Origin of the sequence: Stenotrophomonas sp. CFBP8994, assembly GCF_034044835.1 — a bacterium.
Lineage (GTDB): Bacteria > Pseudomonadota > Gammaproteobacteria > Xanthomonadales > Xanthomonadaceae > Stenotrophomonas > Stenotrophomonas rhizophila_A.
In genome coordinates this window covers 870,761-890,394 of sequence record NZ_JAXCWT010000001.1, presented here as the reverse complement: position 1 = coordinate 890,394, position 19,634 = coordinate 870,761, and the positions used below count along the sequence as shown (strand labels likewise).

Here is a 19,634-nt window from a genome sequence, read left to right as displayed (position 1 = left end):
AGGTTGGCCCGACTGTTTCGGGCACCGTAGAGCCAGGCCCTGCCTGGCTGCTCTCGTTTCCGTAACCGCACACCAGACGCCCACGATGACCACCCCCCTGTCCGCCGCCGCCGCGCTCCCCAGCGAGATCGTGCAGTCGCCCCTGCCACGGCTGAAGATCACCGAGATCTTCACCTCCCTGCAGGGCGAAGCTGATACCGCCGGCTGGCCGACCGTGTTCGTGCGCCTGACCGGCTGCCCGCTGCGCTGCACCTACTGCGATACCGCCTACGCCTTCCACGGCGGCACCTGGTGGGATATCGACGAGATCGTGCGCGAAGTGCTGGCCCAGGGCGTCCACCACGTGTGCGTGACCGGTGGCGAGCCGCTGGCGCAGAAGCGCTGCCTGGTGCTGCTGGAAAAGCTCTGCGAGGCCGGCCTGGACGTCTCGCTGGAAACCTCCGGCGCGCTGGATGTGAGCGGCGTGGACCCGCGGGTGTCGCGCGTGGTCGACCTCAAGACCCCCGGTTCGGGCGAAATGGCACGCAACCGCCTGGAAAACCTGCCGCTGCTGACCCGCCGCGACCAGATCAAGTTCGTGCTGTGCAGCCGCGAGGACTACGACTGGGCGCGGGGCATGGTCCGCGAGCACCGCTTGAACGAGCGCTCGATGGTGCTGTTCTCGCCCAGCAAGGGCCAGGTCAGCCCGCGCGAGCTGGCCGACTGGATCGTGGAAGATCGCCTGCCAGTTCGCTTCCAGATGCAGCTGCACAAGATTCTGTGGGACGACGAACCGGGCCGCTGAGCCCGTTCGTTGCCCCTTGATGTACCGGCGCGGGACAGCGTGCTGGCTTTCCCGCAACCCACCGGAAACACCCTCATGAAGAACGCAGTTGTCCTCCTGTCCGGCGGCATGGATTCCGCCGCCGTCGTCGCCATGGCCCGCGAGCAGGGCTTTGCCGTGCATGCGCTGAGCGTGCGCTACGGCCAGCGCCACACCTCCGAACTGGACGCCGCCGCAGCCGTGGCCAAGGCGCTGGGCGTGGTCGCGCACAAGACCGTCAACGTGGACCTGCGCAGCATCGGCGGCTCGGCGCTGACCGACGACATCGACGTGCCCGAAGCGGGCGGCGAGGGCATTCCGGTCACCTACGTGCCGGCACGCAACACCATCATGCTCTCGGTCGCGCTGGGCTGGGCCGAAGTGCTGGGCGCCAACGACATCTTCTGCGGCGTCAACGCCGTGGATTACTCCGGCTACCCGGACTGCCGCCCTGAGTTCATCAGCGCCTTCCAGACTTTGGCCAACCTGGCCACCAAGGCCGGCGTGGAAGGGGCGGGCATCCGGGTACACGCGCCCCTGCAGTTCCTGAGCAAGGCAGACATCGTGCGTGAAGGCGTGCGCCTGGGCGTTGACTTCGGCCTGACCGTGTCCTGCTACAACGCCGACGACAGCGGCGCCGCCTGCGGCCACTGCGACGCCTGCCGCCTGCGCGCGCAGGGCTTCGCCGACGCCGGCGTGGCCGACCCGACCCGCTACGCCTGATCGCCGGGCTACGCCTGCGGCGCAAGATGGGTTAGAATGCGCACCCCCGGCGCGAAGTCGGGGCATGCAATGGGCCGTTAGCTCAGTCGGTAGAGCAGAAGACTTTTAATCTTTTGGTCGATGGTTCGAATCCATCACGGCCCACCAATTGCATCAACGACTTAGGCGCCCGAGGGGCGCCTTTTTTTGTGGTCGTGGAAAAATTGGCGGAAATATTGGGGTGTTTCACGCCTTCAACCTGCCGTCTGGCTCAGCGCCTGAAGCGCACGAAAGCGCGCTTGGCCAGGTACAGCAGGTTGCCCCCCAAACCGGCGTCCTGGGCCTTCCGCAGCGATGTGTTCTCGGCGTAGAGCGACATGATGTGCGCATCTCGTTGCCAGATCAGATCGCGAATCTCGGCCACGTCCGCGCCGGCAAGCGTGTGCCCTTCGACGATCCGTTCGGGCAGCTGGCGCTTCACGTACAGGGTCGTGTGGCGGTCGACGATCTCGGCCTGCGGCCTCTCCTTGGTGTAGAAGTAGAGCGCAATGGAGCGGCGCGTCTTGCCTACATGTTCAGTGGGCAGCTGGATGGCGTTGAAGCCATGCCAGGAGCGCTCGGAGGTCTCAAAGAGGACGCCACGATTGAACGTGGGCGCGATGGACAGGTCCGGGCGTGCGGAGGCATGGGGATCCCGGAACAGTTCAAAGCACCCGCCCCAGTGCGGTTCCCATGTGGGATTGAGGTAGATGAGCAGGTTAAGACGCCGATGCCAGCGCTCGCTGGGGTGGTAGTTGAAATCCACATGCGGGTCCAGGCTCATCCCGCCGTGGTTCTCGTGGGTGCCGCCGCCCAGATACCACGGGTCGTACAGAAGGCCTTCGATGCCGGTGATGCGCGATAGCAGCTTGAGGAACTGCGGGGTCTGGATCGCCGCATCCAGTGCGCGGAACGCCGGGCCCAAGCCGCGGATCTTTTCCATGGTGGATTTGCCACCAAGCTGGCCGTTGTCGCCCATCCGGTTCCCTTGTTCGAAGGAGGGGAACTCGACGTACAACCGATTCACGAAGTCGCGTTGAAAGAAGTCGTCGATCACCAGGTTTGGAAACGGCGGCGCGGATCTGAAGCGCGCGGCGATGCGACTTGCATCGGCAAGGATCTTTGGATTCAGGATGGAACCAAGGTCATGACTATCCATACTTCACGGGTGCGGTGTTGCGCACCAGCCTCCACGAGTTGCGTTGGCCGTAATGGTACGGAGCGTTACTGTGTTGGTCCCCCGAAGGGATTTTATCGCGCCCAACTTTCATCAACAGGCAGCGAAAAGAATGGCAGCGGCATGCTTCATGTTCCTATGTGCTAACTGCGCGGACCGGATTAGTGTGTCGTGCCTGGCCGCCCATGCATCGAGACCAGCTACGGGCCAGACTTTGAAAAGATTCTGCTGAGAACGTCAGCTACCAGCTGACACAGGATGCACAGTGCCCATACGATCCCTAAGAAGATCGGGGTGAGCACCAGCAGTGACACAAAGATGAGGACAAGAATGCCCATCAGGTGGCTACCTCTACTGTTCTAAGGATCTAGATCTGCACCGGACGGTGGGTACGCCATGATTCTGATGGCGAGTTGCCAGGCCCACGTTCCCGGCGGGGTGATGTCGGCGACGACCACGTGCGCGGACTTGCTGATGCTCCTGCGGGTCTAGTGCCCGCGCTAGCGAGAGAATCGGCGGCGCATTCTGACCACCTCATCCGCAAGGATGTTCAGCACCATGAAGAGAAAGCCGGTGCGCCACATCACCACGAGCAGGAAAGCAAGGACGACATACAGAGCCAGCATGCCAAGCAGTAGGGCGGAAAAGTTGTTCATGCGAAGAACTTACCACCCCTATGCGATGCAACATTTTGCACGTGCACGATCGCGCCACTTACTCGGTTCAACAAGGGACACTTGCGACAGTTAGATATGAGCGAGTAGGTGGGCCGACGTACCTTCGCTCGTGATTGGTCAGTGCGGATGGCGGCGTAAGTCCGCCAATTTGGCGTCGCCGCTTCCGAATGCATCGCTGTGCGCCGTGAAGAATCGAACTTCCCAATCCGATTTTTAAAAATGAGGTGTCGATCACTTCGAGGATTGTCGTGACCGGCTGGTCTGATGCGCTGATCTCAGTGCTTTGCTCTGGCGAGAATCGGTGAACTCCAGTCCCACACCCGATTGCCAAAGGACGTCATGGGACGCTCCACGTAACGGTGAACTACGAGGGCTGTCACACAGCAGGTTGCCATTGTGCTGAAGACGAATGCAGCGTTCGCGAAGCTGGTTCCTGTTGCATCTAGTGATCCCCAGGCGCGGCCTGACAGCGAAAGTACGAACGCGTGGGTCAGATGGAGCGAATAGGACGCATCCCCGAGCCGAATCGCAATGCGCGGCGGCTTTATTCGCCCCTCGGCTTCCAGTCGAACAAGGCCAGCGACGACGAGGGCGGAGGGGAGCCCGAACGCAACTACGCGAAATCCGTCAGTCTGTCCGTGGAATGGGTGGTCGGCCAGCCACATGCAGGTACCTGCCATCCAGATCAGTCCTGTGGTCAGTGCGCCCCATGCATGGCGAGCGGATAGTGCTCTCCAATGGAGACCAGCAACCGCGCCTGCCATGAACTCCAGTGCCGACGGACTGATAAGCAGTTTCGGCCATGGCGTATGTGTGGGGAGGAGCTGAAGTATGAGAAGTACGATTGCCCACATGGCGATCAAACGAGAAATTCGCGACCGCGAGCATACGACCATGGTGATCGCTGTCTTGGTGTAGACGAACAGCTCGTAGGTCAGCGTCTACCCGACGACAAGCATCGGCCCGCCTTCCTGGGGCAAAAGCAGTAGGGAATGAAGGATGCTCTTTTCGGCGATGCTGGCGTCAAGCGAATCAGGACGCACGATCAGCGCCAGCACGATGGCTGCAGAGCACAGCCAATAGAGCGGGAAGATGCGCAGCGCCCGGCGTCCAAGAAAGTCCAAAGCACCGGTGGTACTGCCCAATCGCCCGGCGGTGATTGTGGCGATGATGAAGCCGGATATGACGAAGAACACGTCCACCCCAGCGAACCCAAAGTGGGCGGGACCGCCAAAAAATGTTGCGCCGCCTCCATAGACGCTTTCTGCATGGACCAGGTGGTAGATCACGACCAATGCCGCCGCTATCGCGCGTAGCGCTTGAATCGATTGAAGGTGGCCCCCGCCCAATGGCGGACCGTGGGGCTTCGTCGCTGGGTGAGACATGTTTCGGGATGCTATGCGTACTGCGAGGGCGGCATCCTCTGGGGTCGGGGAGGGCAATGAAAGGCGAGATGCGACAGGGCGCGTTCTCGTTCCTGGGGTGCCTGGGTCGGTTGACCGGTGTCATCAGGTGTGGGGCTGGTTGCGGCACGAAGCCAGCCACGCAGGGCGTGGCTCTACTACACTTGTTGCATCCCGGTAGCTCCCGGGCGCTGACATGTGCTCTCCAGTGAAGATTCTCCTGACAGGAAGTTCAGGCCGGGTAGGTCGCGCCATCTTTGGCGCCCTGGCGGCCCGCCACGAGGTGGTGGGCATTGATCGCAGTCCCTTCGCGACCACGCGTCACGTGGCCGATTTCACCGATACCCGGATGCTGGCCAAGGTGCTGCAGGGCGTGGATGCGGTCATCCATGCCGCTGCGCTGCACGCGCCGCATGTGCGCCTTTTCAGCGACAGCGAATTCCAGCGCATCAACGTGGAAGGCACCCGCACGCTGGCGATGCTGGCGCGCGAGGCGGGCGTGCGGCGGCTGGTGTTCACCAGCACCACCGCGCTGTACGGGCACGCCATCGTGCCGGGGCGCTGCACCTGGGTGGATGAGCAGACCACGCCCCAGCCGCGCACCGTTTACCACCGCTCCAAGCTGGCCGCCGAACAGTGGCTGGAAGAGGCCGCTGGCCCCGACCTGGATGTGCGCGTGATCCGGATGTCGCGCTGCTTCCCGGAGCCGCCGGAACGCATGATGCTGTACCGGTTGCATCGCGGCATCGATGTGCGAGACGTGGCGGACGCCCATGTGGCTGCGCTGACCAATGACGGCCCGGCGTTCCAGCGTTACCTGGTCAGTGGCTGGACGCCGTTCCAGTGGGAGGATTGCGAGGCGCTGGTGACGCACCCGCGTGACGTTCTGGCCCAGCGGTGCCCGCAATGGTTGGCCGAGTACGACCGTCGCGGATGGTCACTGCCGATGGTGGATCGCATCCACGACGCGCGCGCCGCCAGTGTCGGCCTGCAATGGCGCAGCTGGCGCGGGCCGGAAACGATCCTGGAGCAGCTGGCGGTGGGCAGTATCGAAGTCCTGCCCGATACCGCCCGCGTCGATGACTGCACCATTGAATAGCGCACTTACACGCCGCCTGAGCGCGGCATGGCGCAGACTAGGTAGATTGAGTAGCGGGCGCTGTGGAGGTGCCATGAACCGTTTTGTCCTCATTGGCCTGGGCGCACTGGCGCTGGCGGCCTGCAAACCCACGCCGACCGATACGACGGCTGCACCCACCGCGCCCGCCACGAGCGAGGCCGCGTCCGAATCGCCGAAGCCGGCAGCCGCGCCAGCCGCGCTGCCGGCGGCAGGTTCCGAGGGCCCGTCGTTCGATTGCGCCAAGGCCGGCTCGGATGCGGAGAAGACCGTATGCGGTGACGCACGGTTGTCCGCATTGGATCGGGAGCTGGCCGGGCTGTACAAGGCGGCGCAGGCCGGTCCGGGCGAGCTTGACGTGGCCGCTGAACAGCGCGGCTGGATCAAGGGCCGCGATGCCTGCTGGCAGGCGGTGGACGCCAACCGCTGCCTGCTCGAGTCGTACCAGACCCGCATCGTCGAGCTCCGCCTGGCCGCGGCCACTGGGCCGGGACCGGCCGCGACGCAGTATCAATGCGATGACGCCAGCAAGCCGCTCTCGGTGGTGTTCTACAACGAGCTTGACCCGCAGGTTGCGGTCATTCGGTTGGGCCGTGACCAGGCCATCGCGTTTGCCGCACCGTCAGCCAGTGGCAGCCGCTACACCCGCGAGGGCGTGGAGTTCTGGGAGCACCAGGGTGAGGCCACACTGGAGTTCTACGGCACGCGCCTGAGTTGCAAGGTGGCGGGCAGGTAAAGTGAAGTGGGTGCCGGCACAGGCCGGCACCGACTCACCTCAGCGTACGCGGCGGTAGCGCACTTCGTTCTGACGATCGCCCACTTCGGTGGTGACAAAGCCATCGCGGCTCTGGTTGATGTCGAACACGCTGCTGCCCACGTTGAGCTGGCCGCCATTGACCCAGCCCGACAGGTTCTGTCCGCTGGCCTGTGCCGACATCCGGCCATCGGCTTCGATGCGCATGCGGATGTCGGTGTTGTACATCGGGTTGTAGCCCTCGAACTCGCCCACCATCCACTGCGGCACGTACGAGGTATGACGCGCGCCCTGGTAGTTGCCATCGTCGTAGCGCTCGTCCTGCTTGTTGGCGTTATGCACCAGCGCGCCCAGGATTGCCGCACCGACCAGCACGCCGGCCGCCACCTTCGCATCATGGTTGTCGTCGTCGCGGCCATGGTGGCGATCATCGCCGCGCACCCGGAACGAGGCGCGGCAGCCGTCGTCGACCCACACATTGCGGCGGTCATAATCCCAGCTGCGCCCTTGGCGGCAGTCGGCACCGGACAGCTTGCGGTCCAGCGTGACATAGCCGGCGTAGGGCAATGCACAGGACTGGTAGCGGTTGTCGCGGCTTTCGCAGGTGACAAAGTCATCCGCGCGCACGTCGGTCAGCGTGGCCAGGAGTAGCAGGGGCGTGCCAAGCAGCAATCGGGTCTGCATGATCAGGATTCCGGCAAGGGAGGTTCACTTGCCGAACGATGCGCAGGGCTTGATGAAATCCTGATGAAAGCAGGGCGCGGCCAGCGCGCCCTGTCGGCTTCCGGGCTCAGGCCGCCCGATCCACATCCTGGTCGCCGAAGCAGGCGCGGATCGCATCCAGCAGCTCGCTCATCGAATAAGGCTTGGGCAGGAAATGAATGCCCGGCGCCAGCTGCGGGGTGACCCGGTCCGGCTGCAGGCCGGAGGTGACCAGTACCGGCAGGCTGGGCTGGTGCTGGCGGATGCGGTGGGCAGCTTCAATGCCGCTCAGCCCGCCGAGGCAGACGTCGGTGAATACGAGATCGAAGCGCTCGCCGGCCTGCAGCAGGCCCAAGGCGGCTTCGGCCGAGCTGACGGCGGCCACGTCGCAGGCCTGGCTTTCCAGCGCCATGCGGCTCAGTTCACGGGTGTCTTCGGTGTCTTCGATCAACAGCACGCGCGGTGCAACATGGCGCTTGGACAACAGCATGACGCGGGTTCCCCTGCAGGGTTTGGGTGGAAAGGCGCGGCAGTATGGGCAGCAGAAGGTGAGGGGATCGTGCAAAAACCGCCAGCCGAACGTTGTTCTGTTGTGCGCGGGTCAGGTAGGCCACGGTACAGTCGGGATCTGACCCCGAATGGAGCCAAATCGATGCAATGCCCCGTATGTCCGACCCAAGCGCTGGTGATGTCCGAGCGCCAGGGCATCGAAATCGATTATTGCCCGCAATGCCGGGGCGTGTGGCTGGACCGTGGTGAGCTGGACAAGATCATCGAGCGCTCGGCCGGTGCCGCTGCGCCCGCTCCGGTACGTGCCGCCGCGCCGCCTCCGCCGCCGCAGCAGGTCCACCCGCAGGTGCAGCACCGCGACACGCGCCACCTTGGCCAGCAGCACTATGGCGATGGCCAGGGCTACCGCAAGAAGAAGAAAGAAAGCTTCCTGTCCGACCTGTTCGATTTCTGATCGCCCACGCGGTCCGCGCGCCGGTCCTGCTCAGGGCCGGCGCAGGATGAATTCCAGGTCGCGGCTGTCGCCTACCGGGAATTCATAGCTGCCAACCTGCACACAGCCGTAGCGCGCGTAGAAGCGCTGCGCGCCGAAGTTCTCCGACCACACGCCCACCCACAGCGTGCGGCGCCGGGGCTGGTCCAGCCAGTCCAGCAACGCGTCCATCAGCCGTGCGCCGTGGCCGCCGCCTTGGTGGCTGGCGTGCACGTACAGCCGCTTCAGTTCGATATCGCCTTCCGTCGCCAAGGCATGGGCCAGGCTGTTCGGCCCGGCCGCGAGGTAGCCGATGGCCTGCTCGCCATCGAACAGCAGCCATGCGGCGCTGAGCGGGTCTTCCAGCTCACGACGCTGGGGTGCGGGTGAGTAGTGCGCGTCGAGGAAGTCGCGCAGGTCCTGCGGCGGATACGAGTCGCCGAAGGTCTCTGTGTAGGTGGCCATGGCCAATGCAGAGAGCAGCTCTGCATCGGCAGGCGTTGCACGGCGGATCTGCAGTGCCATCAGAACCAGACCCGCACGCCGGCCACCCAGCGGGTGTCACGGGTGTGCTCGCCCGCTGCCTGGTGGTAATCGGCCGTGTCACCGAACAGGCGCTCGTGGCTGACACCGATGTACGGGGCGAAGCGGCGGCTGAACTCGTAGCGCAGGCGCAACCCGGCCTCGACCTTGTTCAGGCCCGCACCCATTCCGTGCTCGGGTTCGTCCCTGGCGGCGAGCGTGGCCTCCACCAGTGGCTGCAGGATCAGGCGGTTGGTGAGCAGCAGCTCGTACTCGACCTCCACCGTGGCAGCCAGTTGTCCGCCTTCGCCGACGTACGCCGTCGCCGAGGTTTCGAACTTGTACGGGGCCAGGCCCTGGATGCCGAACGCGGCCCAGGTGCGCGAGTCCGCCGGGCGGAAGTCCTGCTTCACGCCCATCAGCACGTCCCACCACGGTGACACGCTGCGCCCGTACAGCACTTCGAGATCGGAAGACTCGGTGCGACCGCCATTGCGTTCGCCTTCGCTGCGCAGCCACAGGCGGTTGATGTTGCCGCCGACCCAGCCGCTGGCTTCCCAGGCCTGGCCGGTACCGTGCTGGCCATCCCAGTGTTCCAGCCGGTTGATCAGCAGCAGGCTGTGCACATTCGGTGCGTGCTCCATCGCATCATGGTTGATGGGTGGGAAGGCGGCCGCTCGGTCGGCGTCGGTGACTTCGGGAATGGGTTCGCGCGGAGCAACCGGCGTGGTGCCATGGCCCATGGCGGCGTGATCCATCGTCGAGTGATCCATCTGCGCGTGGTCAACGCCGCCGTGATCCATGGTCGAATGGTCCATCGTTGAATGATCCATATTCGAGTGGTCCATCTTCGAGTGGTCCATCTTCGAATGGTCGACCGCGGCCTGTGCAGCCGCGGGTGCTGTATCGGTGTGTGCGTGCGCATGCGACTGCGCCCACGCCGGCCCGGCGATGGCGCTTAGAAGGGCAACGGTGAGCATCTTCATTCTTCGATCCTCACTTCGCGCATCATCCCAGCTTCCATGTGGTACAGCAGGTGGCAGTGGTAGGCCCAGCGGCCCAGCGCATCGGCGCGCACGCGGTAGCTGCGGCGGGTGCCGGGCGGCATGTCGATGGTGTGCTTGCGCACCTGGAATTCGCCGTCGGCGTTTTCCAGGTCGCTCCACACCCCGTGCAGGTGGATGGGGTGCTGCATCATGGTGTCGTTGACCAGCACGATGCGCATGCGCTCGCCGTAGTTCAGGCGCAGCGGTTCGGCGCTGGCAAACGGAATGCCATCGAACGACCAGCTGAATTTTTCCATGTGGCCGGTGAGGTGAAGTTCGACCTCGCGCGACGGCTCGCGCCCATCGGGATCCTCGAACAGACTACGCATCGCGCCATAGGTGAGCACCTGGCGGCCGTTGTCGCGCAGGCCGATGCCCGGGTCGTCGAGCTTGGGCCCGGTGGCCGCGCTCTGCATGTCGACCAGCGGGTTGCCGTTCTCGCTCGGCGCGTGGCGCGGTGCCTTGCCGGCGCTGCCATGGCCGGCGTGGCCCATATTGGCGCCGCAGCCGCCTTCCATGCCTTTCATGTCGTGGCCCATGCCACCCATGTCATGCCCCATGTCGCTCATGGTCAGCAGCGGGCGTGGGTCGCGCGCGGGGATCGGTGCCTGCAGCCCGTGGCGCACGGCCAGGGTGCCGGCGGCGTAGCCGGTACGGCCCATGTCCTGGCAGAAGATGGTGAACGCATCCTGCCCAGTGGGCTCGACGATCACATCGAAGGTTTCCGCCGGTGCGATGCGGAATTCATCGATGCTCACCGGGTGGATGTACTGCCCGTCGGCGGCGACCACGGTCATCTTCAGGCCGGGAATGCGCACGTCGAAGTAGGTCATCGAACCGCCGTTGATGAAGCGCAGCAGCACCTTTTCGCCGCTGCGGAACAGCCCGGTCCAGTTGCCGGCCGGGGCGGTGCCGTTGAGCAGGTAGGTGTAGGTGTGGGCATTGATGTCGGAGATGTCGGTGGGGGTCATCCGCATCCTTCCCCACATGCCGCGGTCGGCCGTGGCCGCGCTCCAGCCATCGCGGCGCACGTCGCGCAGGAAATCGGGCAGCGTGCGCTTGTAGTAGTTGTCGTGCTCGGCGAGCTTCTTCATGCGCCGGAACAGCGCGCCGGGGTCCAGGTCGGTCCAGTCCGACAGCAGGATCACGTGCTCGCGGTCGAACCGGTAAGGGGCCGGCTGCAGCGGGTCGATGATCAGCGCGCCGTACAGGCCGGCCTGTTCCTGGAACATGGAATGGCTGTGGTACCAGTAGGTGCCGGACTGCTTGAGGGTGAACCGGTACTGGTAGGCCTCGCCCGGGGCGATGCCGTTGAAGCTCAGGCCGGGCACGCCGTCCATGTTGGCCGGCAGCAGGATGCCGTGCCAGTGGATCGACGTGGGGTGGCCCGGCAGGGCGTTGGCCACGCGCACGTTGACGGTGTCGCCTTCGCGCCAGCGCAGGATCGGCGCGGGCAGGCTGCCGTTGACGGTGATCGCCGGGCGGGTGCGGCCGGTGAAGTTGGCCAGTGATTCCCCGATGCTCAGCTGGAACTGCTGGCCGCTGAGCACCTGCGGGGCGGTGGCCACGCGGGGGGCGGCGTTGGCCAGGGCGCGCCCAGGCACGGCGCCTGCCAGGCCGGCAACCACGCCGCCGGCGGCCAGGCCCTGCACGAACAGGCGTCGCGACGGTACGGGCGGGGCGCCCGCGCCGGGGGAAGAGGGGTATGACATTGCAACTCCGAATCGGATCCGAGGGGCACGCGCAGGTGCCGGCAGGACGCGCGTGCGTCAGCACGGCATCGCGTTACGCAGGCGTTCGTGGCGAACGCGCGCTCAGGCGATGGGAGGGCGGGTGATGCGGTCCAGCGGCGGGCTGGGCAGGGACGGGGGGGCAACCTGCAGCAGCACCGGCGACAGCGGTGGCGGTACCGGGATCCAGGCGATCTGCACGGTCAGGCTGGGCTGCTGGGCGCAGTTGCGCAGGCAGTCCTTGATCCTGCAGTGCTCGCTGTCGTCCGGTGCCTGGGCCGGCGGTTCGGCCGGGGCACCGTGCAGGGCGGCATGCTCCTGGCCATGGCAGGGCGGCGCGGGTGCGTCTTCGGCAGCGGCGGGCGACGCCATCGCCAGCATCATGGGGCCGGCCATGGCCGCGTTCAGCCCGTTGAGCAACAGGCTGAGCATCAATACCACTCGCAGGAGCAGGCCACCGGCGGACATGGGCGCCACCTTAGCGCCAAAGCGCGCACCACGCACCCGTGCCTGAACGGCAGGTTCAACGTTGGACGTGGGTCTGGCTGGGCGCGCGCGCATCAGCCTTCTTCGCGGACGATCTCGACCAGCCGCTCGCCGTAGCGGGACAGCTTGGTGCCACCGATGCCGCCCACGCGGCCCAGCGCGTCGATGCTGGTGGGGCGCTGTTCGGCGATGTTGCGCAGGGTGCTGTCGTGGAAGATCACGAAGGCCGGCACGTTCTGCTCGCGTGCCAGCTCGGCACGCAGGCCGCGCAGGGCGTTGAACAGGGCAAGGTCCTGCGGCAGCACCGACAGGCCGGTGCGCTGGCCGCCGCGCTCGCGTTCGCGGGTTTTGGGGCTTTCGCGGCGCATCATCACCTTGCGCTCGCCCTTGAGCACCTGGCGGCTGCCGTCGGTCAGGCGCAGGCCGCCGTAGGCGTCGCTGTCCACTTCCAGCAGGCCGGCGGCCACCAGCTGGCGGAACACGCTGCGCCAGGTGCGGGCATCAAGATCCTTGCCGATGCCGTAGGTGCTCAGTTCGGTATGGCCAAACTGGCGGATCTTGTCGTTCTCGCCGCCGCGCAGGATGTCGATCAGGTGGCCCACGCCGAACCGCTGGCCACTGCGGTACACGCAGCTCAGCGCCTTCTGCGCGGCCACGCTGGCATCCCAGGCATCGGGTGGCTGCAGGCAGTTGTCGCAGTTGCCGCACGGCTGCGGATAGGTTTCGCCGAACCCGGCCAGCAGCACCTGGCGGCGGCACTGCATGGATTCGCAGTAGCCCAGCAGGTGGTCGAGCTTGGAGCGTTCCAGCGCCTTGCGCTCTTCGCCCGCCTCGGACTGCTCGATCATCTGCTTGAGCAGTACCACGTCGCCCAGGCCATAGCAGAGCCAGGCTTCGGCCGGTTCGCCATCGCGGCCGGCGCGGCCGGTTTCCTGGTAGTAGCCTTCCATCGACTTGGGCAGGTCGGTATGCGCCACGAAGCGCACGTCGGGCTTGTCGATGCCCATGCCGAAGGCGATGGTGGCGCACATCACGATGCCGTCTTCGCGCAGGAAGCGGCGCTGGTTGGCCGCGCGCACCTCGGCCGGCAGGCCGGCGTGGTAGGGCAGGGCGTTCATGCCCTCCTTGCACAGGAACTCGGCGGTTTCCTCGACCTTGCGCCGCGACATGCAGTAGACGATGCCCGCTTCATCGCGGTGGCCGCGCAGGAAATCCAGCAGCTGGCGCCTGGCGTTGTCCTTCTGCACCACGGTGTAGCGGATGTTGGGGCGGTCGAAGGAGCTGACGAAGTGCTGGGCATTGGTCAGGTCCAGCCGCTCGGCGATCTCGCGCTGGGTCGGCGGGTCGGCGGTGGCAGTCAGCGCGATGCGCGGCACGTCCGGCCAGCGCTCGTGCAGAACGGTGAGCTGGCGGTACTCAGGCCGGAAATCGTGGCCCCACTGCGAGACGCAATGGGCTTCGTCGATGGCGAACAGCGCAATGCGGCTGCGCGCCAGCAGGGACAGGAAACGGCCGGTGAGCAGCCGCTCGGGCGCGACGTACAGCAGTTCCAGCTCGCCGGCGGCCAGTTCGCGCTCGACCCGGGCCGCGGTTTCGCCATCCAGGGTCGAATTCAGGTATTCGGCGCGCACGCCCAGCTGGCGCAGGGCTTCCACCTGGTCCTGCATCAGCGCGATCAGAGGTGAGATGACGATGCCGGTGCCCTCGCGCAGCAGGGAAGGCACCTGGTAGCACAGCGACTTGCCGCCGCCGGTGGGCATCAGCACAAGCGCGTCATTACCGGCCGCGACATGCTCGACGATCGCCTGCTGCGGACCGCGGAAATCGTCGTAACCAAAGATGCGGTGCAGCAGTTCGTGCGCGGGGCGGGAAGACATCGCCGTAGTTTACAGGGCTGAGCGACCCAAGGCGGGTCATCCAATTCCGGATCTGAACGTAGGCGAGAGACCATCCGGCCAAGGAGCCCCCCTTGAGTCAAGGGGGGCGCGCCGACAGGCGCGGGGGCTGTGGCCGGCGACTTGTGCAGGGTCCAAGGTTTCGCGAAGCGGAACCTTGGAAATCCCGCAGGGGCAAAGCCCCAGAGGGATTACTGCAGGAGCGAGCGGAGCATCCAGGCGTACTTCTCGTGGGTCTGCAGGCGCTGGGTCATCAGGTCTTCGGTCGGGGCGTCGTCGGCGTCGTCGGCCACGTCCAGCACCTTGCGGGCGGTCCGGCACACGGCCTCGTTGGCGGCGACCAACTGGCGTACCATTTCACGCCAGTCCGCGCTGTCGGTCAGGCCCGGTTCCTCGGCGATCGAGGTCAGGGCGGCGAATTCGCGGTAGGAGCCCGGCGCGTTGAAGCCCAGGGCGCGGATGCGTTCAGCCACGTCGTCCAGGGCCGCCCACTGTTCGGTGTACTGGGTTTCGAACATCAGGTGCAGCGAGTTGAACATCGAGCCCGTCACGTTCCAATGGAAGTTGTGGGTCTTCAGGTAGAGCGTGAACGCGTCTGCCTGGAAGGCCGACAGGCCCTCGGCAATCTTCTTGCGATCCGCTTCCTTGATCCCGATATCAATGTTCGGGGCCGAGGGCGCCGCTGCTGACAGCTTCAGTTTGGCGCCCTGGGGCTTGGTGGCCTTGGGTTTGGCCGGGGTCTTGGTCTTCGCCATGGGGGAAATCCTCGTGTTGGATGGGATGGCCTTCACAATAAGTCAGACTAACCTTCAGTTGTACTCATAAGTTCTAAACGATCCGATTGATGACCGCTATCAAACAACCCGATGCTTCGTCCCTGGCTTCGCAGCAGGCCGCCATTGACGGGGCCATGAGCCGTGATCGCGGTCGTCTGCTCGGCATGCTCTCGCGCTGGCGGGCCAAACCGGCCGATGCCGGCGCGGCGGCGGCATTCCAGCAGGCCCTGCACGCGTCGGTGCAGCGGCGCCAGGCGCGGGCGCTCAACCAGCCGTCGATCAGTCTGGACGACAGCCTGCCGATCGCGCGTGAAGCCGAGCGCATCACCGCGCTGATCCGCGAACACCAGGTCGTGGTCATCGCGGGTGAAACCGGCTCGGGCAAGACCACCCAGCTGCCCAAGCTGTGCCTGGCCGCCGGCCGCGGCCAGGCCGGGATGATCGGCTGCACCCAGCCGCGACGGATTGCCGCACGTGCGGTGGCCACCCGCGTGGCGCAGGAGCTGCACTCCGAGCTGGGCACTACGGTCGGCTACCAGGTGCGCTTCACCGACCGGGTCGGCGACGATACCCGCATCAAGTTCATGACCGATGGCATCCTGCTGGCTGAAATCAGCAGCGACCGCTGGCTGTCGCAGTACGACACGATCATCGTCGACGAAGCGCACGAACGCAGCCTCAACATCGATTTCCTGCTCGGCTACCTCAAGCAGCTGCTGCGCAAGCGCCCGGACCTCAAGCTGATCGTCACCTCGGCGACGATCGATACCTCGCGCTTCGCCCAGCACTTCGACGATGCGCCGGTGATCAGCGTGGAAGGCCGCACGTTCCCGGTGGAAGTACGCTACCGCCCGCTGGAAGGCGAGGGCGGTGGCGATGAGGACGGCGGCCGCGATGGCGAGCGCACCGTCAACGATGCGGTGGTGGCGGCGGTGGATGAGATCACCCGGCTCGACCCGCGCGGTGACATCCTGCTGTTCTTCCCCGGTGAACGCGAAATCCGCGACGCGCACCAGGCGCTGGAACGGCGTAAATACCGCGAAACCGAAGTGCTGCCGCTGTACGCGCGGCTGTCGGTGAAGGACCAGGACGCGGTGTTCAACCCGGGCAGCAAACGCCGCATCGTGCTGGCCACCAACGTGGCCGAAACCTCGCTCACGGTGCCGCGCATCCGCTACGTGATCGATCCGGGCCTGGCCCGGGTCAAGCGCTACAGCCCGCGCCAGAAGCTGGACCGGCTGCATATCGAGGCAGTTTCGCAGGCCAGCGCCAACCAGCGCAAAGGCCGTTGCGGTCGCGTCTCGGCAGGCATCTGCTACCGGCTGTACTCGGAAGCGGATTTCCAGTCGCGCGCCGAGTTCACCGATCCGGAAATCCGCCGCTCCAGCCTGTCCGGGGTGATCCTGCGCATGCTGCAGCTGGGCCTGGGCCGGATCGAGGACTTCCCGTTCCTGGAAGCCCCCGACGAGCGCGCCATTGCCGATGGCTGGCAGCAGCTCGGCGAGTTGGGCGCGATCGACAACGACCGCCGGCTCACCCCGATCGGCCGCCAGATGGCGCGCCTGCCGGTGGATGTGAAGCTGGCCCGCATGCTGGTCGCCGCGCAGGCGCAGGGCTGCCTGCGCCCGATGCTGGTCATTGCCTCGTTCCTGGGCATCCAGGATCCGCGCGAACGCCCACCCGAAGCGCGTGCCGCGGCTGACAACGCACACGCGCTGTTTGCCGATGGGCGCTCTGAATTCGTCGGCGTGCTGCGCCTGTGGGAAGGCTATCGCCAGGCCCACGAAGACCTGACCCAATCCAAGCTGCGCGGCTGGTGCGATCGCCATTTCCTCGGCTTCCTGCGCATGCGCGAATGGCGCGAGCTGCACCGCCAGCTGCGGGTGCTGTGCGAAGAGCTGGGCTGGAGCGAAGAGCCGGTGGACAGTGCGATGGCGCCGTTGCTGGCCGGTTCGTCGGCCCCTGCGCCCGTGCGCGATGATGCCGAGAGGGCCAAGGCCACCCGTGGCCAGCAGCATCGTGCCGCCCGCCTGGCCCGCGAGGGCAAGACCGAACCGCCGGCTGCCACGGTTGTGCCCGCCCCCGCAGCGGCCGTAGAGGCCCGCAATGCCTTCAGCGAGCGTGTGCGTGCCGCGGCCTACCAGACCCTGCACCGTGCACTGATCGCCGGCCTGCCGACCCAGATCGGCCACCGCAGCGACAAGGGTGATTTCCTGGCCCCGCGCCAGCGCCGCTTCCTGCCATTCCCCGGCTCGGTGATGGCCAAGCGGCCGCCGCCGTGGCTGCTGGCCGCCACCCTGCTGGATACGCAGAAGGTATGGGGCCTGACCAATGCCGCGATCGAACCGGACTGGGTGATCGCCGAACTGCCGCATCTGCTGCTGCGCAAGCACTTCGATCCGCACTGGTCGCGTGCGCAGGGCCAAGTGCTGGCCTCGGAGCAGATCAGCCTGTTCGGGCTGGTGCTGGCCCCGAAGAAGCCGGTGCACTTCGGCCGCATCGCCCCGGGCGAGGCGCACGACATTTTCGTGCGCCAGGCGCTGGTCACGGGCGAGATCAACACCCGCGCCAGTGTCATCGCCGACAACCTCAAGGTGCTGGAGCAGGCGCGCGAAGAAGAAGCCAAGCTGCGCCGCGCCGGCATCGTGGCCGATGAAGGCTGGCAGGCGCGCTGGTACCTGGACCGGATTCCGGCCGAGATCCACTCGGCCACCGGGCTGGATACCTGGTGGAAGGCGCTGGCCCCGGAGAAGAAGCGCGCGCTGGCGTGGACGTTGGCCGACCTGCTGCCGGGCGAGGGCAGCGATGCCGAGCGCTACCCGACGTACCTGCCGCTGGGCGATGCGCGGCTGGCGCTGCACTACCGCTTCGAACCCGGAAGCGACGAGGACGGCGTCAGCCTGGATGTGCCGTTGCACCTGCTCAACGCGTTGGACCCGGCACGTCTGTCGTGGCTGGCGCCGGGCTTCGTGGCCGACAAGGCTTCCGCGCTCATCCGCAGCCTGCCCAAGGCCATGCGCCGCAACTACGTGCCGGCGCCGGACTTCGGGCGTGCCTTCGCCGAGGCGTTCCCCGCGCCCAGCGCCGACGACCTGCGTGGCGAACTGGCCCGGTTCCTGTCGCGCGCGACGGGGGCGCAGGTGGCGGCCATCGATTTCGATGAAAGCGCGCTCGATCCGCATCTGCGCATGAACCTGCGCCTGCACGATGCGCAGGGCAGGTTGCTGGCCGCCTCGCGCGACCTGGAGGCGCTGCGCGCCCGCTTCGGCGCGCAGGCTGGCGATGCATTCGCCGCACGCGCTGGCCGTGCGTTGGCAGCCGAAGGACTGCGTGATTTCCCGGCGGCGCCGATTCCGCTGCAGGTACCCGGTGAAGCCGGCGTGCCGGCGTATCCGGCGCTGGTCGATGCCGGTGAATCCGCCTCACTGCGCATTTTCGCCGACCGCAACGAAGCGTTGGAGCAGCATCCGCGTGGCGTACGCCGGCTGATGGATATCGCGTTGGCTGACAAGGCCAAGCAGGCGCGCAAGCAGCTGCCGGTGCCGCCCAAGACCGGCCTGTTGTATGCCTCGATCGAATCGCAGGAACGCCTGCGCGGTGACCTGGTGGATGCGGCGATGAATGCCGTGCTGGCCGACGGCCTGGGCGAGATCCGCGACCCGGCGGCCTTTGCCAAGCGGCGCGATGCCGCCGGCCGCGACCTGTTCGGCGAGGCGATGGCGCGGCTGAAGCTGGCCGAGAACATCCTGGCGCACGTGGCCGAGCTCAAGCCGCTGCTGGAAGCACCGCTGATGGGCTGGGCGCGCGGCAACCTGGATGACCTGGAACAGCAGCTGGCGGCGCTGGTCCATCCCGGGTTCCTGCGTGAGACGCCTGCTGAAGCACTGGCGCAGTATCCGCGCTACCTGCGCGCGATGATCCTGCGCAGCGAACGGGCCAAGCGCGATCCGCCGCGTGACCAGGCGCGGATGCTGGAACTGCGTCCGTTCCTGGATGCCTTGGAAGAGGCGCAGGCGCGCGGCCTGCGCGACCGCACGCAGTGGCAGGCGCTGCGCTGGGACCTGGAAGAGCTGCGGGTATCGCTGTTCGCGCAGGAACTGGGGGCCAGGACCGGCATTTCGGCCAAGAAACTGGCCCAGCGGGTGGCCGCCCTGCGCCAGGCATGAGCCTGCAACGCCCCGCGCGGCAACCGCGCGGGGCGTGCCCCATCACTTGACCCGGCGGACCTTCGCGCGGGTGTTCACGCCCTTGATCTGCAGGTACCACGCGCCGATCATGCCCGGCGCGATGGACACTTCCGGATCGGTGCGGCGCACGCCGGCCAGCGTGGTCTCGTCGGTCTGTTCCCATTCCTGCTTGTTGGCGAGCACGTAACGGCGGCCCTTGCCGAAGCCGCGGAATTCGCCCTGCAGCGTGCTCACGATCGGCTCGTTGCTGCCGAAGTCGAAGAAGCCGCGGTTCTTCACGATCACTTCCTGGCGGCCTTCCTCGCGTGCTTCTTCGCGCACCTGTTCGCGCACCTGCTCACGCACGTCAGCGCTGACTTCGGCCACCTTGCCCTGCAGCCAGCCGTTGAGGGCGGCCAGTTCGGCGGGGCTCAACTTGTCCAGGCCCGCTGCCTTGAATTCGGCCGGGGACATCTGCTGCTGCAGGTCGCCTTCGACCACGCGCTGGGCGAGGGCGGGCCCGGCCATGGCCAGCAGGACGGCCGCAGCGGCCAACACTCTAAGACGGGAAAAACGCATGGCAGCTCTCCAGGAATGCACGATGGAACCGGTTCTGATTGTCCGGCAACGATACCAGCGCTAGTGTAGGGCTCTCTAT

The 19,634-nt window shown here is 66.3% G+C and carries 19 protein-coding genes and 1 tRNA gene; 7 read left to right on the top strand and 13 right to left on the bottom strand.

The window, feature by feature from the left end; genetic code table 11:
- Nucleotides 1–85: 85 nt before the first annotated feature.
- The 3 genes from queE to SOM39_RS04115 all read left to right on the top strand — a co-directional run bounded on the left by queE (nucleotide 86) and on the right by SOM39_RS04115 (nucleotide 1,672).
- On the top strand, nucleotides 86–784 hold the full coding sequence (queE, locus tag SOM39_RS04125; protein WP_210130895.1) for a 7-carboxy-7-deazaguanine synthase QueE: 699 nt from the start codon (nucleotides 86–88) through the stop codon (nucleotides 782–784).
- A 75-nt stretch (nucleotides 785–859) separates the two neighbouring features.
- Complete coding sequence (gene queC, locus SOM39_RS04120) at nucleotides 860–1,525, top strand: 7-cyano-7-deazaguanine synthase QueC (protein WP_320457556.1); 666 nt, start codon at nucleotides 860–862, stop codon at nucleotides 1,523–1,525.
- 71 nt (nucleotides 1,526–1,596) lie between these two features.
- Nucleotides 1,597–1,672: transfer RNA gene (locus tag SOM39_RS04115), tRNA-Lys, on the top strand.
- A 103-nt stretch (nucleotides 1,673–1,775) separates the two neighbouring features.
- Here SOM39_RS04115 and SOM39_RS04110 read toward each other — a convergent pair.
- From SOM39_RS04110 to SOM39_RS04100, 4 genes are all read right to left on the bottom strand, one after another.
- Entirely contained in the window at nucleotides 1,776–2,702 is a 927-nt protein-coding gene (locus tag SOM39_RS04110) for a 2OG-Fe(II) oxygenase (protein WP_320457555.1), read from the bottom strand.
- Between the two features lie 518 nt (nucleotides 2,703–3,220).
- A complete protein-coding gene (locus SOM39_RS04105) occupies nucleotides 3,221–3,376 on the bottom strand; it encodes a hypothetical protein (protein WP_320457554.1) in 156 nt (51 codons plus the stop codon).
- 296 nt (nucleotides 3,377–3,672) lie between these two features.
- Entirely contained in the window at nucleotides 3,673–4,251 is a 579-nt protein-coding gene (locus SOM39_RS19270; protein WP_414715845.1) for an acyltransferase family protein, read from the bottom strand.
- A gap of 87 nt (nucleotides 4,252–4,338) precedes the next feature.
- Nucleotides 4,339–4,782, bottom strand: coding sequence for an acyltransferase (locus SOM39_RS04100; RefSeq protein ID WP_320457553.1), 444 nt, complete (start codon nucleotides 4,780–4,782; stop codon nucleotides 4,339–4,341).
- Nucleotides 4,783–5,008: 226 nt separating this feature from the next.
- On the opposite strand from SOM39_RS04100, the gene SOM39_RS04095 reads away from it, so the two are divergent.
- A complete protein-coding gene (locus SOM39_RS04095) occupies nucleotides 5,009–5,899 on the top strand; it encodes an NAD(P)-dependent oxidoreductase (RefSeq protein ID WP_320457552.1) in 891 nt (296 codons plus the stop codon).
- Between the two features lie 73 nt (nucleotides 5,900–5,972).
- Complete coding sequence (locus SOM39_RS04090; RefSeq protein WP_320457551.1) at nucleotides 5,973–6,653, top strand: MliC family protein; 681 nt, start codon at nucleotides 5,973–5,975, stop codon at nucleotides 6,651–6,653.
- 39 nt (nucleotides 6,654–6,692) lie between these two features.
- Here SOM39_RS04090 and SOM39_RS04085 read toward each other — a convergent pair whose 3' ends face one another.
- Nucleotides 6,693–7,355 carry a DUF3011 domain-containing protein gene (locus SOM39_RS04085; protein ID WP_320457550.1) on the bottom strand — a complete coding sequence of 221 codons (663 nt, stop codon included), beginning with the start codon at nucleotides 7,353–7,355 and terminating at the stop codon, nucleotides 6,693–6,695.
- Between the two features lie 106 nt (nucleotides 7,356–7,461).
- Nucleotides 7,462–7,863, bottom strand: coding sequence for a response regulator (locus SOM39_RS04080; protein ID WP_068853740.1), 402 nt, complete (start codon nucleotides 7,861–7,863; stop codon nucleotides 7,462–7,464).
- A 162-nt stretch (nucleotides 7,864–8,025) separates the two neighbouring features.
- Between SOM39_RS04080 and SOM39_RS04075 the strand changes: the two genes are divergently transcribed.
- Complete coding sequence (locus SOM39_RS04075) at nucleotides 8,026–8,337, top strand: zf-TFIIB domain-containing protein (protein ID WP_320457549.1); 312 nt, start codon at nucleotides 8,026–8,028, stop codon at nucleotides 8,335–8,337.
- A 30-nt stretch (nucleotides 8,338–8,367) separates the two neighbouring features.
- Here the strand turns inward: SOM39_RS04075 and SOM39_RS04070 are convergent, their stop codons facing one another.
- The 6 genes from SOM39_RS04070 to SOM39_RS04045 all read right to left on the bottom strand — a co-directional run bounded on the left by SOM39_RS04070 (nucleotide 8,368) and on the right by SOM39_RS04045 (nucleotide 14,789).
- Nucleotides 8,368–8,880 (bottom strand): GNAT family N-acetyltransferase, encoded by a 513-nt coding sequence (locus SOM39_RS04070; protein WP_095364354.1) that lies wholly within the window; start codon nucleotides 8,878–8,880, stop codon nucleotides 8,368–8,370.
- Entirely contained in the window at nucleotides 8,880–9,863 is a 984-nt protein-coding gene (locus SOM39_RS04065; RefSeq protein WP_320457548.1) for a copper resistance protein B, read from the bottom strand. Before SOM39_RS04065 ends, SOM39_RS04070 begins: the two co-directional genes overlap by 1 nt.
- On the bottom strand, nucleotides 9,860–11,635 hold the full coding sequence (locus SOM39_RS04060) for a copper resistance system multicopper oxidase (protein WP_320457547.1): 1,776 nt from the start codon (nucleotides 11,633–11,635) through the stop codon (nucleotides 9,860–9,862). The genes SOM39_RS04065 and SOM39_RS04060 overlap by 4 nt, the downstream gene beginning before the upstream one ends.
- A 102-nt stretch (nucleotides 11,636–11,737) precedes the next feature.
- On the bottom strand, nucleotides 11,738–12,121 hold the full coding sequence (locus SOM39_RS04055; protein WP_320457546.1) for a CopL family metal-binding regulatory protein: 384 nt from the start codon (nucleotides 12,119–12,121) through the stop codon (nucleotides 11,738–11,740).
- Between the two features lie 92 nt (nucleotides 12,122–12,213).
- Nucleotides 12,214–14,016: a DNA helicase RecQ gene (gene recQ, locus SOM39_RS04050; RefSeq protein WP_320457545.1), complete on the bottom strand. Its 1,803-nt coding sequence runs from the start codon at nucleotides 14,014–14,016 to the stop codon at nucleotides 12,214–12,216.
- Between the two features lie 209 nt (nucleotides 14,017–14,225).
- Nucleotides 14,226–14,789, bottom strand: coding sequence for a Dps family protein (locus SOM39_RS04045; RefSeq protein WP_254622169.1), 564 nt, complete (start codon nucleotides 14,787–14,789; stop codon nucleotides 14,226–14,228).
- Between the two features lie 89 nt (nucleotides 14,790–14,878).
- On the opposite strand from SOM39_RS04045, the gene hrpA reads away from it, so the two are divergent.
- Nucleotides 14,879–18,976 carry an ATP-dependent RNA helicase HrpA gene (gene hrpA, locus SOM39_RS04040; protein WP_320457544.1) on the top strand — a complete coding sequence of 1,366 codons (4,098 nt, stop codon included), beginning with the start codon at nucleotides 14,879–14,881 and terminating at the stop codon, nucleotides 18,974–18,976.
- A 42-nt stretch (nucleotides 18,977–19,018) separates the two neighbouring features.
- Here the strand turns inward: hrpA and SOM39_RS04035 are convergent, their stop codons facing one another.
- A complete protein-coding gene (locus SOM39_RS04035) occupies nucleotides 19,019–19,555 on the bottom strand; it encodes a hypothetical protein (RefSeq protein WP_320457543.1) in 537 nt (178 codons plus the stop codon).
- Nucleotides 19,556–19,634: the final 79 nt, after the last annotated feature.

Coding starts and splice junctions, on each gene's coding strand:
- queE (WP_210130895.1), top strand. CDS start 86: ATGACCACCCCCCTGTCCGCCGCCGCCGCGCTCCCCAGCGAGATCGTG.
- queC (WP_320457556.1), top strand. CDS start 860: ATGAAGAACGCAGTTGTCCTCCTGTCCGGCGGCATGGATTCCGCCGCC.
- SOM39_RS04110 (WP_320457555.1), bottom strand. CDS start 2,702: ATGGATAGTCATGACCTTGGTTCCATCCTGAATCCAAAGATCCTTGCC.
- SOM39_RS04105 (WP_320457554.1), bottom strand. CDS start 3,376: ATGAACAACTTTTCCGCCCTACTGCTTGGCATGCTGGCTCTGTATGTC.
- SOM39_RS19270 (WP_414715845.1), bottom strand. CDS start 4,251: ATGTGGGCAATCGTACTTCTCATACTTCAGCTCCTCCCCACACATACG.
- SOM39_RS04100 (WP_320457553.1), bottom strand. CDS start 4,782: ATGTCTCACCCAGCGACGAAGCCCCACGGTCCGCCATTGGGCGGGGGC.
- SOM39_RS04090 (WP_320457551.1), top strand. CDS start 5,973: ATGAACCGTTTTGTCCTCATTGGCCTGGGCGCACTGGCGCTGGCGGCC.
- SOM39_RS04085 (WP_320457550.1), bottom strand. CDS start 7,355: ATGCAGACCCGATTGCTGCTTGGCACGCCCCTGCTACTCCTGGCCACG.
- SOM39_RS04080 (WP_068853740.1), bottom strand. CDS start 7,863: ATGCTGTTGTCCAAGCGCCATGTTGCACCGCGCGTGCTGTTGATCGAA.
- SOM39_RS04075 (WP_320457549.1), top strand. CDS start 8,026: ATGCAATGCCCCGTATGTCCGACCCAAGCGCTGGTGATGTCCGAGCGC.
- SOM39_RS04070 (WP_095364354.1), bottom strand. CDS start 8,880: ATGGCACTGCAGATCCGCCGTGCAACGCCTGCCGATGCAGAGCTGCTC.
- SOM39_RS04065 (WP_320457548.1), bottom strand. CDS start 9,863: ATGAAGATGCTCACCGTTGCCCTTCTAAGCGCCATCGCCGGGCCGGCG.
- SOM39_RS04060 (WP_320457547.1), bottom strand. CDS start 11,635: ATGTCATACCCCTCTTCCCCCGGCGCGGGCGCCCCGCCCGTACCGTCG.
- SOM39_RS04055 (WP_320457546.1), bottom strand. CDS start 12,121: ATGTCCGCCGGTGGCCTGCTCCTGCGAGTGGTATTGATGCTCAGCCTG.
- recQ (WP_320457545.1), bottom strand. CDS start 14,016: ATGTCTTCCCGCCCCGCGCACGAACTGCTGCACCGCATCTTTGGTTAC.
- SOM39_RS04045 (WP_254622169.1), bottom strand. CDS start 14,789: ATGGCGAAGACCAAGACCCCGGCCAAACCCAAGGCCACCAAGCCCCAG.
- hrpA (WP_320457544.1), top strand. CDS start 14,879: ATGACCGCTATCAAACAACCCGATGCTTCGTCCCTGGCTTCGCAGCAG.
- SOM39_RS04035 (WP_320457543.1), bottom strand. CDS start 19,555: ATGCGTTTTTCCCGTCTTAGAGTGTTGGCCGCTGCGGCCGTCCTGCTG.